Here is a 17612-nt window from a genome sequence, read left to right as displayed (position 1 = left end):
CCGATTAAAACGCAGTAAAGGCAAGCCACGCTTATTTACCTCAGACGACTTCCATTATGATGACGCAACACAAACCTGCCACTGCCCCGCAGGGAACGAGATGTGGCGAAGCGGTATCAATGTAAAAAGCTACAACCAAGAATACACGCGATTCTGTGGTTACTTAAAAGATTGCAAAGTATGCCCACTACAACAGCAGTGCATGCGAAAGCCACCGATAAAAACAGGCCGACAAGTACAGTTTAAGAGTGATGAGTCTCGCAAAAAAATCAGTTACATCGACAAAATGAAAGTAAAAATAGACAGCCCAATAGGACGACGACAATACAGCAAACGACTTGGATGTATCGAACCAGTATTCGGCAACATCACGGTGAATAAAGGGATGAATAAGCTCACATTACGCGGCCAAGTAAAAGTCAATGCTCAATGGCAGCTATACTGCCTTGTTCACAATATCGAAAAGTTACGAGAAAGGGTGTCGTAAGCTAAGAACAACCTGACCTAACAGCTCCGAAACGCCTCTCAAACCACAACAAACAGCTTAAAAAAACGCCCTAAAATAACAACTCACACCCAACTAAACGATTGAATCAAAATAGGAACTCAGTTATCGTTTGTTGATTACAAAAACAAATTTGAAACGAGTTATTCTACAGGCTCGTTATATTTTTATTGAGTAAATCAGATGTATTTGAATTTAGAAGAACAAGATTTAGAAAAATATATTTACCGTACAGTACCCTTGGAGCGCTTGTTTCAGTTGTTTGACGAAAAACAAAACACCCTAGGAAAAAATAAATGACACCCATCACTATTAATATTAAAGCAGAGGAGGTGAACTAAAAAAGTATGAAAGCACTTCCGTCACGGTGGTTAAATACGTTTATCGATAGGTTGATTTTTAGCGCCCAAGCGTATCTCTGCATCAAAACCGGGTTATCGCGCACGACAAAGCGCTGTAAATACAGCAGTATGAAATTCTAGAGTTGAGAATGTGAGTTTTGCTAAGCCAACAAGCGCTCGCAGTTTGTTAGGTTTGTACGTCGTCGTTTTTGAAGTGTTTCGCAGTAAGCGGTTATTGTTCGCTCTCGGCCAACGGCACCGTGAAATACCCGTGAAAACTGCGTAGTGAGTTTTATCCAGTTCTCAGGTTCTATATTGAGTCGAGTAAGAATGGGTTGTGCTTCATTGATATACCCGCGTTTATCGACCCGAATGCATTTGCCCGTGAGTTCAACCAACTCAATATAGGATTTGAGCTCGAAAGGCAGTCCTTTTGGCATATGTTTTCGTGGGCTGCCAGCAAATCGTAGTAGGCTTTTTGGCTGTTTACCTAATTTCGCATGGTCAATTCGCTTTTTGATGCTGGTGTAGTCTGAGGTTTCAGGCGTTGCGGCAATTTTGGCTCTAATGGGGTTTAAGTCTACGTAAGCGAGACAAGCAGCCAGTGCTGCTTCATCCAGTAATGCTTGGGATTTGAATCGTCCTTCCCAAAACCGGCCTGTACAATTATCTTCTTTATTTGCTCGCCGGGCGATGTCTTCGTTAAGCACTCGCATAAACCAGCTAATATCTGCGAGTCTTTCTCTGTACTTATCAACCAGCTCATCTAGCATCAATTGCTCCGACTCATTGAGTGGCTCACCTTCAGTAAATTTTTGGCTTATCCAATTGCCTTTAAACAACTTGTGCCACCGCATCACAATTGCTTCATCCGACAGACGTTTCGCCTTTTTGTCATCAACATATAAAACAATGTGAGTATGATTACTCATCACGGCATAAGCACAAACATCAATGCAAAATATGGAAGCCAACATCAAGAGCTTTTCTTCAACCCAATCACGGCGGTGTTCATATGATTTACCAGTAAATTTATCTTCGCCACAGAGAAATGCGCGCCTGACGCAACGGGAGATACAGTGATAATATTTGGTGTCGGTTAAACTGATTTGTCTTTTACGGGCAGTTGCCATAGTTTGGTTTCCTCAATCCATTGAGTGCAGAGCTAAAGCTTAGGTGGTATCTTAGGAAGGTGCAAATTAGAGGTGGGTGTCAGCGATTTGTACATTATAGCCTACGTGTTATTGCCCCTGCTTGGGGCGTTAGCTTTAAGGGGGAGTTATGGAAGATAACCGTATTTTAGCGTATCTAGATCACAACGTATTGGACTTGATGACTAAAGGCGATCCTCATCAAGTTAGAGAGCTGCTTAAAAACAATAACCTCACTCCAGCCTATTCAGATGAGACTCTAAAGGAAATTCAGAGGTCAATAGGCTATGAATGTGGCTTTATTGAATTACTAGAAGAGATCGACGCAAAGTATATAGAGCCAATTCTCGATCAAAACTTTAAACAAACTGGACAGGCAAACATTCATTCAGTTCTAGCAAGTGATACTTATAAGCGCTTTTTAGCAAATCAATCGGAAAGCTGTAGTGGCGATTTTGGCATGTCTGAGATGCTCATGAAATTTTACGGGGGACAATCAGATAAGTCTTTTGGAGAAATCTTTCAACAAGGTTCTGTTGATTTACAAAAGTACATGATGGAAGCTTTAGAAGGAATTGACGAAATTGCGCTAGATGAAACCATAGATATAGAAAGTATCAAAAAGCTTATTGCAGATTTGCCTGCGTTGATGAGCAGTCAATCTTCGAGAGTAGCAGAGGAACTTGATGAAAGAGGCGAGTCCCCAGTTTCAGAGTTCGAGGCCAAAACGGGAATCGGGCCAGTTATATTAAAAAATGTAAAACCGCCAAACGTGGTGGAAAAAATATGGCAGATTTTATCAGGCATTGAAGGATTCTCAGGAATTGGTATAGAAACATTTTTTGGAGTAAAACCTCATAGCTTTGAAGCAGATTCTGATAGAGAAAGAACTATTCAAGAGAAAGTCAACGCAGTCTATCACCAGTTAAATTTTCTCGGTTACTATCGTGATTCAAAAATGAAAAAAGATAGAAGATTTCGGGCATCCTTTAGTGATATGACGCATGCAGGTGTTGCTTCATTTTGTCATTTTTTTCTGTGTAGAGACGAAGATTTGGTAATGAAGGCTGCTGCGGCTTATGAATATTTAGGCGTAAACACTAGAATATTGCACTATAAAGCTAACAAGTAAATGCAGCCGACCGCTGACGCGTCGGCTGATTAGGGAGTTATATAGCCAAAGAGGATTATGAGAAATCTGCTAATTGGGTTAACTACTATTCTGGCTTGGGTTCCATCAACGTTATTGGTGATCATCGCATTTTTCGCGTTAATTGGTGCAGTCGGTAGCATTCTTGATTTGCCAATTCTTTTTAGCCTAAAGTGGATTATTACTTCAGTGTTTGGGATCTTTGGCTACATAGCTTTAACTTCAGTAAGCTGGGGCTTAAAGCTTAAGCATAAAACACGATTAGTATTTCTCATTTTGGGCTTGTCAGCTCTGGTATTTACTTATTGGTCTGGTGTTAGCTTTGACGGTGAACTGTTTAAACTGGGCAGTGGCTTGTTTGAGTTTTATTTGTTTTTTTGCCCAGCCATATTTTTAATAATCCATATAGTTTTGCATCTGGTTTGGGTGCGAAAGGCTATATAACAAGCCAATTAAGTGCGGGACTGCTAAAGCTTGGCTCAGTTTCGCTTCGCTACACAAGTTTAGCCAAGCATTATCAGCCCCTTATTGGGGCGTTAGTAGCCAAAAGGAAGTCCGTGGAACCTGGAAATATTTTGAAAATTGATACTCTTAATGAAGAATGGCGGGATAAAGATTCTGTCATGCTCCATGCTTGTTTTCAGCTACTTTCTGATTGCGTAAAAAAGGAAGAGTTATTAAGCGGTCATACTGATTGGGACGCTGATGATAAACATCGAGCAGCCAAGAAGGAACTAGAAGCGTTGTATGCTTGGTGGCAATGTTATGAGGAAGACGATATTCCTTGTAGCGAAGAAAAGTATCAAGAAGAAAACCAGATGCTGATTCGTTTAATTCATATCAGGTGGGCGCTTTGGACATAGCTACTAACAAGGCTATTAACTTCGCGCCATAGAAATTTTTATGCGAAACTCACCTAATACAGACGTTCTCCCAACTCGTTTTGTCCAAATACGAGTCAGTCGAGTGCCCTTTATCGCAATTGGGTTTAAGATATGGTGTTGCTGTTGAACCGCCGAGTTTGGCCCTTAAGCGATAGTCATATTTGATTATGCTCTAGTACTCAAACCTGATAGATATAGTTAAGACTTATTCAAATTAATGCTTTTAGCAGCCAGTTATCTGCAAAACTATCTGGCTAGATAAGGAAATAATTTACTGTGATTTTATAAGCGATGAGTTAGCCCATCCCTTATCTAAATCTCAGGTTATTTAAATGCGCCAAATAAAATAAAAGCCAGCAATTTGCTGGCTTTTTTGATATTTTTACATTTACATGGCGTCGTACTCGTCCTGCCAGAAGAATTTTTCTTCCCCAAATGCTGGCTTTAAGTCATCCAGCCAGTGGGCATTTTCGTCGAACTTGGCAAAGAACGGACGCTGCACCCAGTCTGGGTTTCGTGCTTGAATAAAGCGCAGCACAAACACCTTTTCGCCTGCGACTTCTGTTACGCCAGACACTTCAACTTTACCAGGACCCGCACTCATTGATGGTCCTCTAACTGTACGACTCACACCAGAGACTTGCTTATAAGCTTCACGGAATGTTTCCCACGTTTTGTGTAACGGGATTTCAAAGTAACGCTTAGCGCCGGTATCTCGTTCGATAAACATGTAGTAGGGGATCATGCCAAGCTGTGTTTGCTCTTTCCACATGTCAGCCCACATATCAGCGTCTACGTTTATATTATTTAGAAGTGGTGCTTGTGTTCTGATCTGTGCACCAGTTTTGCGGATAAGTTTAATCGCTTCACGTGTGACTTCAGTACGCAGTTCTTGTTTGTGGTTAACGTGCGCCATGATTGACACATGCTTTCCGGCATCAACCAGCTCTTTTAGCAAGGTTAATAACTCTTGTGCATCTGGATCGGTGACGTATCTGAATGGCCAAAAAGTGAGAGATTTAGTACCGATCCTGATGGTGCGAATATGGTCAAACCTTGGCTCTTTTAGCGCTTCAAGGTATTTACGCAATTTAACGGTGCGCATTACCATGGGATCGCCACCAGTCATCAATAGATCGGTCACTTCGGTGTGTTCGGCTAGGTAATTGTGGAGCAGCTCGGCGTCGTTATTGTTAAATCGGGTAGCTTTGCCAACAAACTGCGCCCAGCGGAAGCAGAAAGTGCAATATGAGTGGCAGTATTGTCCTTGAGACGGGAAAAACAACACGGTTTCTTTATATTTGTGTTGGATCCCGTCTACGCGTTCACCTTCATACTCAGGAACATTTTTTTCCATTTGACCCGCAGGGTGCGGGTTTAACTTTTGACGAATTTTGGTTGCAAGGTTAAACACTTCTTCTGGTGTATGTTCGCGACTTAACAAGTCGGCCATTTGCTCGTATGACTCGTCATCTAGCATACCACGCTGTGGGAAAGTTAACTGAAAAACGGGGTCGTTAGGCACTTTATCCCAATCGATGAGCTCTTCAATGACAAAGTTATTAACGCGAAAAGGGAATACATTGGCGACGACTTTCATTTGAAAGCGAAGATGTTCGGGCAGTTTATCCAGTTGCTCTATCTTATCGATTTGGCGGTGTTGGTAAACAGTAAAACGAGGGGGCTGATAAGCTTCAGCTGGCTGCAATTTGACGGTTTGCTGCATAGATAATATGTCTCTTTTCTCACTTGCTAATAATAAAAACGACCATGGTAACATGCCATTGATGTTATTTCAGGTACAAAGCGAGGAAAGTTCGAAATAACGCAATTTTGTTGAATATGCGCCATTGTTTTAGATTACATTGTCGAAATTAGGTCATGAAATAGACCTAATTCAAAATTTAACTTATTTTAGAAGTGTTCGCCTTCAATGGCAGCGTAAATCGCGTCAATGAGTGTTTCAATATCTTCATTTGAGGTGATATACGGCGGCATAATATAAATTAACTTGCCAAAAGGTCTTATCCATACACCTTGTTGAATGAAGAATTTTTGGATTTTTGCAACATTAACAACCCGTTCTACTTCCACCACGCCAATCGCACCAAGGACTCTAACATCTACGACTGCACTTAGATTAAGACAGCGCTTGAGTGCGTTTAGCGCGCTCGTGACTCGTTCAATATTGGCCATTGTTTCTTGGCGTTTTAAGATTGTGAGACTAGCTACAGCAGCGGCACACGCCAGCGGATTTCCCATAAAAGTTGGTCCGTGCATTAGCACTTTCGCTTCGCCTTGGCTAATACCCAAAGCCACCTCTTCTGTTGTTAAAGTGGCTGCGAGCGTCATGTTTCCGCCAGTAAGCGCTTTGCCAACACACATAATGTCCGGTGCGATATCTGCATGTTCACAGGCAAACATTTTACCTGTGCGGCCGAACCCAGTCGCAATTTCATCTACAATTAGTAACACCTCATACTTATCACATAACGCTCGAAGCGCCTTTAGATATTCTGGGTGGTAGAAGTTCATGCCGCCCGCATTTTGCACTATTGGTTCAATGATAAATGCCGCGACCTTTTCATGATGAGCAGCAAATGCGGTTTCTAACGCGTTAAGTTCATCTTGACTTTGGCTGCCGTAAAACTCACTTCTAGGGGCATCGACAAACACCTGCTCAGGTAAAAAACCTTGGTACATGGCATGCATCGAATTCACAGGATCGCAAACGCTCATCGCTGCGAATGTATCACCGTGATAGCCTTTTTTGGCGGTCATTATTTGGGTTTTGTTCTTTTTGCCTTTACTCAACCAATATTGGATCGCCATTTTGATTGCAACTTCAACACTAACTGAGCCACCGTCGGCTAGGAATACTCGATTAAGTGGGGCTGGGGTTAGCTCCACAAGTAGTTTGCATAACTCCACGGCAGGCTGATGAGTTAGCCCTCCGAACATGACATGGCTCATCGTGTCTGCTTGATTTTTTATCGCAGCGATTATTTCTGGATGACCATAACCATGCACAGCACTCCACCAGGATGCCATACCGTCAATGAGAGTTTCGCCGGTTTCAAGCTCAATTTTGTTCTCGAATGTTCTTGCGGCTGGATAGACGGGCAGAGGGTCAATCATTGATGTATAGGGGTGCCATATATGCTTGCGATCAAATTCAATATCGATTGTGTGTTTATTGTTCATTTGTAAACCTTGTGGGCGCATGTAACGTTGACAATACTAAGCTAAGAAGTAGACTAAGCCAATCACCGTCAGTTTGACTGCGCTAAATTTAATCACTAGAAAATACTCGTGTTGTAAATTTAGGCAAGAATAAAAAGAGAATGAAAATATGGAATTAGGCGCGCTAAGACACGATTGGACACATGAAGAAGTAAAAACACTGTTCACCATGCCTTTTAACGACTTACTTTTTTATGCAGCAAGTATTCACCGCAAAAACTTCAATCCCAATGAAGTTCAAATCTCCACTTTGCTGTCTATCAAAACGGGTGCCTGTCCTGAAGATTGCAAATACTGCCCACAGTCAGGTCATTACAAAACGGATCTTGAACGTGAGCGTTTGATGGAAGTGGAAAAGGTTGTAACTCAAGCTAAGTTGGCGAAAGAAAAGGGCGCGACACGTTTTTGTATGGGCGCCGCTTGGTCTGATCCAAAAGATAGAGATATGCCTTATATCGCCAAAATGGTGAAAGAAGTTAAAGAGCTAGGCCTAGAAACCTGTATGACTTTGGGTAAACTGGATAATCAAAAAGCGCACACGCTAAGAGAAGCGGGCCTTGATTATTACAACCATAATTTGGACACCTCACCTGAATACTACGAACAAATTATCACGACAAGAACTTATCAAGACAGACTTGATACCCTTGATCACGTCAGAGATGCAGGAATGAAAGTGTGCTCTGGTGGTATTGTAGGAATGGGAGAGCAGGCATCTGATCGTTATGGCTTGCTGATCCAATTAGCAAACCTGCCAAAGCAACCAGAAAGTGTACCGATTAATATGCTTGTTAAAGTTAAAGGTACGCCACTTGAAAATGTTGATGACCTCGATCACTTTGAATTTATCCGTACTATCGCGGTTGCGCGTATCATGATGCCACACAGTTACGTGCGTTTATCTGCAGGTAGAACGGCGATGAATGAACAGATGCAGTCTATGTGTTTCTTCGCTGGCGCTAACTCAATTTTCTATGGTGATAAGCTATTGACCACGGAAAACCCAGAAGCAGACGCCGATATGAATCTCATTAGAAAACTTGGGATGAACCCTGAAAAACGTGAAGATTATTCGGATGAGGCCTATGAGGCATCGTTAAGCTCTGCAATTGCAGACAAAGCGACATCAGAGCTATTTTACGAAGCCAACTAATCAATGTCGTTTGAGTATATTCAATCTGCCTTAGCAGCCCGTCACGCTGAAGGGTTGCTAAGAAAGCGCATTGTGGTTGAAAAGGCCTCTGCAAGTAGAATAAAAATTGCCGATCAGCAATATATTAACTTTGCCAGCAATGACTACCTGGGACTTGCAGACTCGTTGGAGTTTAACACGCTTGCATGCACTGAAGCCGGAAGCCGAAGTTCGGCGCTTGTTACGGGTTATCTTGATATTCACCGTCAGCTAGAAGATAAGCTTTGCAGCGTTTTGGGTTATGATGCAGCACTGTTATTTCCAAGCGGTTTTGCTGCTAATACCAGTGTATTAAAGGCATTGTTCACGCCCCAAGAAAAGCAATTAAGCGCTGCGGTGTTCCAAGATAAGCTCAACCACGCCAGCCTGTTAGACGGTGGTTTAGCGGGCAGCGCTAAGTTTGTTCGCTTTAATCACAATGATTTGACGCACTTAAGGTCTCGATTAGAAAAAACCAAAGCCGACAGTAAACTCATCGTGACTGAAGGGGTGTTTTCTATGGATGGAGACCAAGCGCCAGTACCTGAAATCAGTGTGCTGGCTCAGTCTCATTCTGCGTGGTTGATGGTCGACGACGCTCATGCGTTTGGTGTTGTTGGAGCACAAGGCCTTGGCACAATTGAAAGCGGTATTAAACCTGAAATTTTGGTGATCACCTTTGGCAAAGCGATGGGCTGTCAAGGAGCTGCAGTATTAGCAAGTCATGATGTGATAAATTACATGACGCAATTTAATCGTGAGTTTATCTATACAACGGCGTTGTCGCCTATTATGGCAAGCGTTGCATTATGCCAATTGAATAAGTTGCTTGCGGCATCTGAAGCGAGACACAAATTACAAGCAAACATCGACTATTTTAAATCGTTAGTTGCACAAACCAACTTATCTCCCATTCCAAGTGATACGGCCATACAGCCTCTTGTGTATGGAAGCAATGAAAATGTATTAGCGGCACAACATAAGCTTAAGAAAAAGGGGCTTTGGGTTGGGGCTATTAGGCCACCAACGGTACCGCAAAATACCGCACGATTGCGAATCACAATAACGGCACAGCACAGTCACGAAGATATAAACAAATTGGTTTCGGCCTTAGTGGAGGGAGCATGAGCAAAGCACAAAATACGCAAACAGCAAAGTGCTTTTCAAAAGCCGCGCAATCATACTCTCAACACGCTAACGTGCAAAAACAGGCCGCAGATATACTCTTTTCACGTTTAACACAGCAAAATAGTGAGCTTGGTGCTGTGCGTATGTTTCCTCGGTTGCTCGATTTAGGATGCGGGCCACATGAAAACTTTCATAGATTAAACGCCTTCACGAATCATTATGTTGGAGCGGATCTTAGCTTGGCTATGTTAGCAAGCGCTGAAAATACGACAAATAGTGTTTGCTGTGATATGGATAAACTCGCTATTCAGTCAAATTGTATTGACTTAGTCTTTAGTAATTTTGCAATTCAGTGGTCTAATTCCCCGCAAGCGTTGTTTGCGCAATTGTATGAAGTGCTAAAAAAAGAAGGGCGAGTGTTGCTAAGCTCAGTGCTAGAAGGCTCTTTAAACGAAATTGATAGCGCATGGCGAGCCATCGATCAGTGTGGCCATATCAATTCATTTTATTCGCTGTCTGCACTTAAATCTTTTGCGCTACAGGCCGGGTTTGTTGTGACTTGGGCGGATGAAGCGTTATTGATTGATAGTTATGACACGCCGTTAAAGGCGTTACGCTCGGTAAAAAATATCGGTGCCAACGATGTAAAAACCGCTTCTCGCCGACAAGGTTTGTTAGGCAAATCAGCCTACGCTCAGCTGCTGAGCAGCTACCCTGAGAGTAAAAATGGTTTTGATGTCAGTTATCAAGTCGGATTTTTGGAGTTAAGGAAATGAATCAAGCATATTTTGTAACTGGGACCGACACTGAAGTAGGTAAAACCTATATTTCTACTTTATTACTAAAACTGTTGGCCAAGCACGGTAAAAAGACTTTTGGCTATAAGCCGATTGCGGCAGATGCTGAAGAGGCATTTGGTGAACTAGTGAACGTTGATGCTATCAGTTTGATGGAAGCTGCGACGGTGCACGGTACTTACGAGCAAGTTAACCCATTTTGTTTTGCACCACCAATTGCGCCGCATATTGCAGCCAAACAGGTAAATGTTGACATCACAGTCGATAAGCTACACGAGCGCTTTAGTGAAATTCAGCAACTGGGCGCAGAGTATATGCTATGTGAAGGTGCAGGTGGCTGGGCATTGCCCATTAACGACAACGAATATCTGTATGATTGGGTCGTCAGAGAACAACTTCCCGTTATTTTAGTGGTTGGCATGAAGCTAGGTTGTTTGAATCATGCGTTTTTAACGGCAGAATCTATCAAGCAAAAAGGACTGAATTTAGTTGGATGGATAGCGAATCAGATTGACCCTGAAATGTCTGTATTTGACGAAAACCTTGAAAGTTTAAAGCTTCGCCTAGACTGTCCGCTGCTTGCAACAGCGCCTTACAGTGAGGGCACACCAAAGCTACAGCTTCGCTCAGCGTTACTCGAGTTGTTTGAGCTTAAATCAGGCACCAGTTAATACTAAGTAACCTGAGCTGCGGATAATTAATGCCTTTCTAGCAGTCAGTTTTAGCGCTAACTGCGTTGAATTCACTTCCAATAGCCAGCTATTGGTGCGTAAATTCGCCTAGTTATCCCCAAAACTCTCTGGCTAGATAAGAAGATAGTTTAAGGTGGTTAAAAAAACAGTGAGTTAGCTCATTCCTTATCCAAACCTCAGGTTAAATAAAGCGGCTTCTAAAAGTAGTAAGCCGCTTTGAGTCTGTTAATTACAACCTTTTTGAATGGTTTGTGTTGTCACACTGACCTCAAAGTCATTATAATCGTTATCGTTTTCATCTTCCCAACGTTGGTTGGTACCTGAGACTTGGTACTTGGTTGATAGTGTATTGCTGTTACCATCGATAGCGAGCACATAGGTAAATGATTGTCCTTGAAGGATGTCATAGCTGCCGGCACTGCCGTATTCATCAAGCAATTTAATATATTGGCCGTTTACTTTGATACCCCAGTCATTATTGAATAATGAGTCTTCTCTGACGAACGCGTAATTGATCCGCGTATAGTTGTCAGGCACACATGCGGTTTCATTGTCGAGTATGTTTCCCGATAGGGTTTCATTGCCTGAGGTATTGCTCACGCCTGTTACGCTCAAAGAGAGTTCCCGATCGCCAGTGTACTCAGTATCGTCTATTGTTGCTATTTGAATGGTAGCAGTTGTGCTGCCAGCCGGTATTACCAATGAGGTAGGTGGTGCTACGTAGTCATCTGATTGCGTTGTCACATCATTGACCGCCACCGAAAAGCTGACGTCCTGCTCGAAGGCTTTACTTAAGGTAATTTGATAGCTAAGGGTACTTCCCTCATAAACCGCGTTTTCAATACTCGTTAACGTAAAAGACGGTGGCCAAGGAGGGGTTGGTGTACCGCCGCAACCAGAAGCGGTATAGCATGTACTGCTGCCATTTGGGTTATATGCAAGGTCATTTACTCTTATTGGTAATGTATTGATATAACAGGTGCTTCCTGTATCAGGGTTTAGTTTATAAATCGCGCTTTTGTTGGTGTGTCCAGCGTCATTAATGATAACGCGACTGATAATAAGCTCTCCATTGCTATTAAGGCTTGCCCCTGTAACGGAAGTTAAGTCGTGATCAGATAATTTAGTCACAGAAAAGTCGTTGGTATTAACTTGGTAAACGGCTGCACTGGTAACTAGGATTAAGCGGCCATTATAAAACTCAAGATCGCCGCGGTATTTTCCCGCCAGTGAGGGGAGATCCGAGAGCTTAGTCGCGTCGCCTGTGTTTTTATCTATGCTGTAAATAGAATCGTAACTCGTTCCAATGAGTCTATCGTTTGTGCTGTCATATGCCAATCCCACCAAATAAGCCGTTCTACCGACTATGGTATGAGAGGTTCCATCAAAATATGCCAGTTGAACATAGCGATGTTTTTTACCTTCAATGGGAATATCTGCGTCAGCTGGTAAGTTTAGATGACTGGTATCAACTTTATAGTCGATTGGCCTTGGTGCGGATGCATAGTACCAACGTGCACTGCTAGTATCATAGGCGAGTGCTGCCGAACTAAAAGCAGCGAAACTATTGGCGCTGGCTTCTCCTGCACCTTCATCTAGGCCAAACAAAATACCAATATCGCCGCGGCCAGCGTTAATACCAAAAACCTGACCTGGGCAACTATCTGCATAGGTATATGTGGAAAGTAATGTTGAGAGTAAACCAAGTGTTGTGAGTGATGCTTTTAACATAGCAGGAACCCTAAAAAGTTTACGTCCTGTAACTTAAAACAACACAAAGCAATGTCTTCGCAATTAAGTCCAACTCAATGCGATGACTTAATCCTTTAAGGCGGGCGCTTCCATTATTGACTTTGCAATCTAGCGCTATAATTGATCATAATTCACACTTTTACAACAGTGAAATAATTAAAAAGTATTAATTATTTGATTCTTGCCTATTTTTAAAGTTTGCTAATAATGACTCAACGATTTCTTTTGCTGAGATGGTATAGCGTACGCCAGAGAACATCACTGATGCGTTTTCATCGATCCCTGTAATGCCCGTTAACGTCCAACCTTCACCTCTCTCTGGGCAGTAAACCTTTGTCGTTGGGGGGATAACGGTAAACTCTTGACTCATATTCATTCTCCAAAAATGCTAAATTATAAAGCAATACAAGCGCTTATAATATTGAAGGTGTATTTGCTGCAATCAGTGCTACCATTGTGGCAGATACTTAGACCTGAGCATTTTATGGAATTTGAAACACCAAGGCTAGTCATCAGGCCCATAAGGCACAAAGATAATCCGCAGTTATTAGCGCTACTTAATTTACCGCAGGTAAAAGCGTATAATGATTACGGCGACAACCTCACTGAAGTAGACCTTAAATGCATGATCCAAATGGATATTGAGCGTCAATATGAAGGCAGGGGTGGACGCTTTTGCCTCGTGTGTAAAAGCACTAAAGCGGTGATTGGATGTATTGGTTTCTATCACGAAGACGGTGATATTGAGGGCCTACATATTGGTTATGAATTACTACCTGATTATTGGGGTAAAGGCGTGATGTTTGAAGCTTTACGTTGTCTATTTGCAAACAAAAGCCAGATTGAGTTTGAGCTCAATGTGGTTTTGGCGCATGTATCGGCTGATAATCACCGTTCATTAAATCTACTCAAGCGTTTAGGGTTTAGCGCTGTTGGAAATAATCTGTATAAAATTGAGCTATAAAAAAGGGCAACTTAATCGTTGCCCAAGTATGAATGTGAAAAGAGTTACGAAAGTGCTCTAATTCTCTCATCAAGTGGCGGGTGAGAAGCAAAGAAGTCCGCAATAGATTTACCTGAAGCAATACCAAAAGCCATCATTGAGCCTTCTAATTGCGATTCATGGTTGTGCTTCAAACGCTCTAATGCTGAACGCATTTTTTGCGCACCGACTAAATCCGCTGCACCTTTATCAGCTGCAAATTCTCGTTTACGACTAAAGTAAGCGACAACAACAGACGCCAAAATACCAAAGAGGATCTGGAATATCATATCAAAGATAAAATATGTCCAGCTTCCACCTGATTCTTCTTCATCGCCATTCAAGAAGTTATCAACAATCCCCGCCAATACTTTAGCGAAGAATATAACAAAGGTATTTACAACACCTTGGATCAAGGTAAGCGTAACCATGTCGCCATTTGCAACGTGCGACACTTCGTGCGCAAGCACTGCCTCTGCTTGATCCTGATTCATATTGTGGAGTAGGCCAGTACTTACAGCAACTAAGCTGTTATTTTTACTCGGCCCGGTTGCAAACGCATTCATTTCAGGGCTGTCGTAAATCGCAACTTCTGGCATTGCAATTCCTGCTTTTTTAGCTTGCTCTGCGACAGTAGAAACTAACCAATGTTCAGTTTCGTTTCGTGGTTGCTCAATAACATGGGCTCCTGTAGATTTTTTTGCGATCCACTTAGACATGTAAAGAGAGATAAAAGAACCACCGAATCCAAATACGGCAGCAATAACCATAATACCTGTATAGCTTCGGCTAGAAATACCAAACACAGACATTAAGATAGATAACACAATTCCTAACACAAGCATCACTGCTAAGTTAGTGATAAGGAATAAGATGACGCGTTTCATTTTGACCTCGTTAGACAAAAATAAGGAACTAAGTAACTTTTCCCAAGCACTTGCTTATTACACTAGTCCTAGATGCTTTATATGGTCAGAAGTTCAAAAGCACAAGTAAATTCGCATGAATATTCAAAAAGAACACATCATACAAGTTATTGACTAACCAATTTCAACTTCTGAGATAGGGAATGCAGCATCTGGTCAACAGAGCTATGCTCATTGCTTAACCCTTCTAATAAGGTCATAAAGTAGCAATCCATCATAACGGTTGCTTTCAACTCATTGTACTCCTGCTCACTGAATAACAAGTGTTTGAACAAATTGAGTTGTCCCGTAAAGAATTCGCTATGCCAAATAATCCCACAAAGTAGCTCTTTACTGAAATCTCTATTGCTAAGATAAAAAGCAAATAAATACTTTGCATAGTGGCGTAACTTTAAGCTGGCACTATGCTGCTCATCTGTTGTTTTCGCTTCATTAATTAGTTCATCTATTTGGTTATGCATTGCGACTTTGAGCATGTCGAGCTTAGTGGGGAAGTGAGAGAAAACCGTTCCCGTTGCCACGTTTGCTGCTTGGGCAATTTGCCGAGTAGTAGTGTTTTCAAAACCATTGTCTTGAAAAAGTTGCCAGCTAGCACTGAGAATTTTATTGTACGTAATTTCTCTTTTTTTCATATGGTTACCTTTTTATTTGCGAAGAGAGTGTAGCACAATTCCAGATTATTTAAGAGATAAAGTTTGCAAATAATGAGCGTGCTCATTATTATAATTGAGCGTGCTCATTAAATTTCAATAGGAGTTGTTATGCAATATTTGAGCTTATTCATCGGATACATTCTGTTCATCCCTTTTATCTTTTTTTACAGCTATATTCTTGGTCCAGCTTTAAAAATGGTGCTGATCCCAGGTGGTCTGGCGGTGTTATGCTTAATTATGGGTCCTAAAACGTTTTTCTCTCACTTTAAGCGTGCGAAAGCATTAAGTATTGAAGAATTGGTGGTGTCTAAATAACTCAGGGTGCCATCGCGTGATAATTGCAATAAGTTGATTCTTCGCATTAAAGACGAACTCAGGTATAATGCCCGCAGCTAAGGTGTGAAGGACCTTAGCCCTGTATCGTTCAAAATTAGTCGAGGAATTATTATGACCGTTGGCATCATTATGGGCTCAAAATCAGACTGGCCTACAATGCAACATGCAGCTGAAATGTTAGATAAATTTGGTATTGATTATGAAACTAAAGTAGTTTCAGCTCACCGTACTCCACAGCTTTTAGCGGATTATGCTTCGACAGCAGCAGAACGTGGGATCAAAGTTATCATTGCCGGTGCTGGCGGTGCTGCACACCTACCGGGTATGGCGGCAGCATTCACAAGTCTGCCTGTACTTGGCGTTCCAGTAAAATCAAAAACGCTAAATGGCGTGGACTCATTGCTATCAATTTGTCAAATGCCTAAAGGTGTTGCGGTAGGTACGTTAGCGATTGGCGACGCTGGTGCTGCAAACGCAGGTTTGCTAGCTGCTCAAATTTTAGGTTGTCAGCAGCCAGAAATTTTTGCAAAAGTAGAAGCGTTCAGAAAAGAACAAACAGAAACGGTATTAGCTAATCCAGATCCTGCGAAATAACATGAATATTCTTGTTTTAGGGGCGGGACAATTAGCCCGTATGATGAGCCTATCGTCAACTCATCTTGATATAAAAGTGTTGGCCTATGATGTTGGCAGCCAAATGGTAATAAACCCCGTTACCTTTGCAACCACACCAGAGTCATTACAGCAAGCCATCGACAATGCTGATGCCATCACTGCCGAATTTGAACATATTCCACATGATGTTTTGGCGCTTTGCGAACAAAGCGGTAAGTTCTACCCTGGCGCAGAAGCAATAGCCACCGGTGGTGATCGCGCGAAAGAAAAAGCACTACTAGATAAAACATCTGTGCCTTGTGCTCCTTTCAAGATTATTACGGATAAAGCGCATTTCCTCACAGCGATTGATGAGTTAGGCATGCCTTTGGTCGTTAAAACCTGTCAGGCAGGCTATGATGGGAAAGGGCAATGGCGAGTAAAATCAGAGTCTGAAATAGACAATACTTGGGCCGAAATGTCCGAGTTTTTGCAAGCAGGCACTGAAGCACAACCTCACTCTATCGTTGCTGAAAAAATGATACCGTTTGACCGTGAGGTGTCGATTATTGGTGTGCGTGCTAAAAATGGCGAATGTAAAATTTATCCTTTGACTGAAAACCAGCATACCAATGGTGTACTGACTCTATCAATTGCGGGCAAAGAAAAAGCCAATATTCAAGCGCAAGCGGAAGACGCATTTGCGAAACTTGCGAATGCACTCGAGTATGTTGGTGTACTTGCTATTGAGTTTTTCGATGTTGAAGGTCAATTATTGGTTAATGAAATAGCGCCAAGGGTACATAACTCAGGACATTGGTCTCAACAAGGGGCCCATGTAAGCCAGTTTGAAAACCATATTCGTGCCGTTGCCGGTTTGCCGATTGGTGATACAAGCCTGCTTCGCCCAACCGCGATGATTAATGTGTTAGGGCAAAGTCACATTCCATCGCAAGTTCTTGCTGTCTCAGGGACAACCAGTCACTGGTATGGCAAAGATGCGAAACCGGGCAGAAAAATGGGGCATATCAACGTGTCAGCTGACTCACTGCATAAGTTAGGTGAAGCACTGGCAGAGCTTGCTGACATCTTGCCTGAGGCAGATTACCCTGGGGTTATGGAAACCGCTCAGCAATTAATTTTGAATTAGTACTACTGTTTTTAGCTAAAGAGGCCCATTGTTAACTAAAAACCTAAGCTTCTGATAACTATTGAGTTAGCTCATTCCTTGATCGAAGAGCTCAGGTTGGATATAAAAAATTTAATTTTTTTACTGTAATTTTTGGAACTCTTTTCTGATAGTGCGG

Annotated in this window: 18 protein-coding genes; 11 read left to right on the top strand and 7 right to left on the bottom strand. The window is 42.2% G+C overall.

Annotated features, from left to right (window positions below):
• A partial coding sequence (locus tag BB427_RS16880) for a transposase (RefSeq protein WP_175401299.1) occupies window positions 1-487 on the top strand: 487 nt, incomplete at its 5' end.
• A gap of 520 nt (window positions 488-1007) precedes the next feature.
• On the opposite strand, the gene BB427_RS16875 is transcribed toward BB427_RS16880, so the two are convergent.
• A complete protein-coding gene (locus BB427_RS16875; RefSeq protein ID WP_069022088.1) occupies window positions 1008-1979 on the bottom strand; it encodes a transposase in 972 nt (323 codons plus the stop codon).
• Window positions 1980-2127: 148 nt separating this feature from the next.
• On the opposite strand from BB427_RS16875, the gene BB427_RS16870 reads away from it, so the two are divergent.
• Together BB427_RS16870 and BB427_RS24745 are read left to right on the top strand one after the other, a co-directional pair.
• The gene (locus BB427_RS16870; RefSeq protein WP_069022084.1) at window positions 2128-3129 is read left to right on the top strand and encodes a hypothetical protein; all 1002 of its coding nucleotides are present in this window, start codon (window positions 2128-2130) and stop codon (window positions 3127-3129) included.
• Between the two features lie 395 nt (window positions 3130-3524).
• On the top strand, window positions 3525-4010 hold the full coding sequence (locus BB427_RS24745) for a hypothetical protein (RefSeq protein WP_254663659.1): 486 nt from the start codon (window positions 3525-3527) through the stop codon (window positions 4008-4010).
• Between the two features lie 409 nt (window positions 4011-4419).
• On the opposite strand, the gene BB427_RS16855 is transcribed toward BB427_RS24745, so the two are convergent.
• Entirely contained in the window at window positions 4420-5757 is a 1338-nt protein-coding gene (locus tag BB427_RS16855) for a KamA family radical SAM protein (protein WP_039495850.1), read from the bottom strand.
• 188 nt (window positions 5758-5945) lie between these two features.
• Window positions 5946-7235, bottom strand: coding sequence for an adenosylmethionine--8-amino-7-oxononanoate transaminase (gene bioA / locus BB427_RS16850; protein WP_069022081.1), 1290 nt, complete (start codon window positions 7233-7235; stop codon window positions 5946-5948).
• A gap of 148 nt (window positions 7236-7383) precedes the next feature.
• Here bioA and bioB point away from each other — a divergent pair, with 148 nt between their 5' ends.
• The 4 genes from bioB to bioD are packed head-to-tail and all read left to right on the top strand — an operon-like array spanning window position 7384 to window position 11041.
• Window positions 7384-8427: a biotin synthase BioB gene (bioB, locus tag BB427_RS16845; RefSeq protein WP_010379433.1), complete on the top strand. Its 1044-nt coding sequence runs from the start codon at window positions 7384-7386 to the stop codon at window positions 8425-8427.
• Window positions 8428-8430: 3 nt separating this feature from the next.
• Window positions 8431-9573: an aminotransferase class I/II-fold pyridoxal phosphate-dependent enzyme gene (locus BB427_RS16840; protein WP_069022080.1), complete on the top strand. Its 1143-nt coding sequence runs from the start codon at window positions 8431-8433 to the stop codon at window positions 9571-9573.
• Complete coding sequence (locus BB427_RS16835) at window positions 9570-10349, top strand: methyltransferase domain-containing protein (protein ID WP_069022079.1); 780 nt, start codon at window positions 9570-9572, stop codon at window positions 10347-10349. Before BB427_RS16840 ends, BB427_RS16835 begins: the two co-directional genes overlap by 4 nt.
• Window positions 10346-11041, top strand: a complete 696-nt coding sequence (gene bioD / locus BB427_RS16830) for a dethiobiotin synthase (protein WP_069022078.1) — start codon at window positions 10346-10348, stop codon at window positions 11039-11041. The genes BB427_RS16835 and bioD overlap by 4 nt, the downstream gene beginning before the upstream one ends.
• A gap of 246 nt (window positions 11042-11287) precedes the next feature.
• Here the strand turns inward: bioD and BB427_RS16825 are convergent, their stop codons facing one another.
• Both BB427_RS16825 and BB427_RS16820 read right to left on the bottom strand, forming a co-directional pair.
• A complete protein-coding gene (locus BB427_RS16825; RefSeq protein WP_069022077.1) occupies window positions 11288-12793 on the bottom strand; it encodes a hemolysin in 1506 nt (501 codons plus the stop codon).
• Between the two features lie 187 nt (window positions 12794-12980).
• A complete protein-coding gene (locus BB427_RS16820) occupies window positions 12981-13184 on the bottom strand; it encodes a hypothetical protein (RefSeq protein ID WP_069022074.1) in 204 nt (67 codons plus the stop codon).
• A 114-nt stretch (window positions 13185-13298) separates the two neighbouring features.
• Between BB427_RS16820 and BB427_RS16815 the strand changes: the two genes are divergently transcribed.
• Window positions 13299-13778: a GNAT family N-acetyltransferase gene (locus tag BB427_RS16815; protein WP_069022091.1), complete on the top strand. Its 480-nt coding sequence runs from the start codon at window positions 13299-13301 to the stop codon at window positions 13776-13778.
• Between the two features lie 44 nt (window positions 13779-13822).
• Here BB427_RS16815 and htpX read toward each other — a convergent pair whose 3' ends face one another.
• A complete protein-coding gene (htpX, locus tag BB427_RS16810) occupies window positions 13823-14683 on the bottom strand; it encodes a protease HtpX (RefSeq protein ID WP_010604776.1) in 861 nt (286 codons plus the stop codon).
• 146 nt (window positions 14684-14829) lie between these two features.
• Complete coding sequence (locus BB427_RS16805; protein WP_069022073.1) at window positions 14830-15354, bottom strand: TetR/AcrR family transcriptional regulator; 525 nt, start codon at window positions 15352-15354, stop codon at window positions 14830-14832.
• A 129-nt stretch (window positions 15355-15483) separates the two neighbouring features.
• Here BB427_RS16805 and BB427_RS16800 point away from each other — a divergent pair, with 129 nt between their 5' ends.
• The 3 genes from BB427_RS16800 to BB427_RS16790 all read left to right on the top strand — a co-directional run bounded on the left by BB427_RS16800 (window position 15484) and on the right by BB427_RS16790 (window position 17455).
• Window positions 15484-15690, top strand: coding sequence for a hypothetical protein (locus BB427_RS16800; RefSeq protein ID WP_039495859.1), 207 nt, complete (start codon window positions 15484-15486; stop codon window positions 15688-15690).
• A gap of 132 nt (window positions 15691-15822) precedes the next feature.
• Window positions 15823-16305 (top strand): 5-(carboxyamino)imidazole ribonucleotide mutase, encoded by a 483-nt coding sequence (gene purE, locus BB427_RS16795; protein WP_010372883.1) that lies wholly within the window; start codon window positions 15823-15825, stop codon window positions 16303-16305.
• Window position 16306: 1 nt separating this feature from the next.
• The gene (locus BB427_RS16790; RefSeq protein WP_083229903.1) at window positions 16307-17455 is read left to right on the top strand and encodes a 5-(carboxyamino)imidazole ribonucleotide synthase; all 1149 of its coding nucleotides are present in this window, start codon (window positions 16307-16309) and stop codon (window positions 17453-17455) included.
• Window positions 17456-17612: the final 157 nt, after the last annotated feature.

The sequence above is a fragment of the Pseudoalteromonas sp. BMB genome, assembly GCF_001709235.1.
Classification (GTDB): Bacteria; Pseudomonadota; Gammaproteobacteria; order Enterobacterales; family Alteromonadaceae; genus Pseudoalteromonas; species Pseudoalteromonas maricaloris.
This window is presented reverse-complemented; position numbering and strand designations above follow the sequence as displayed.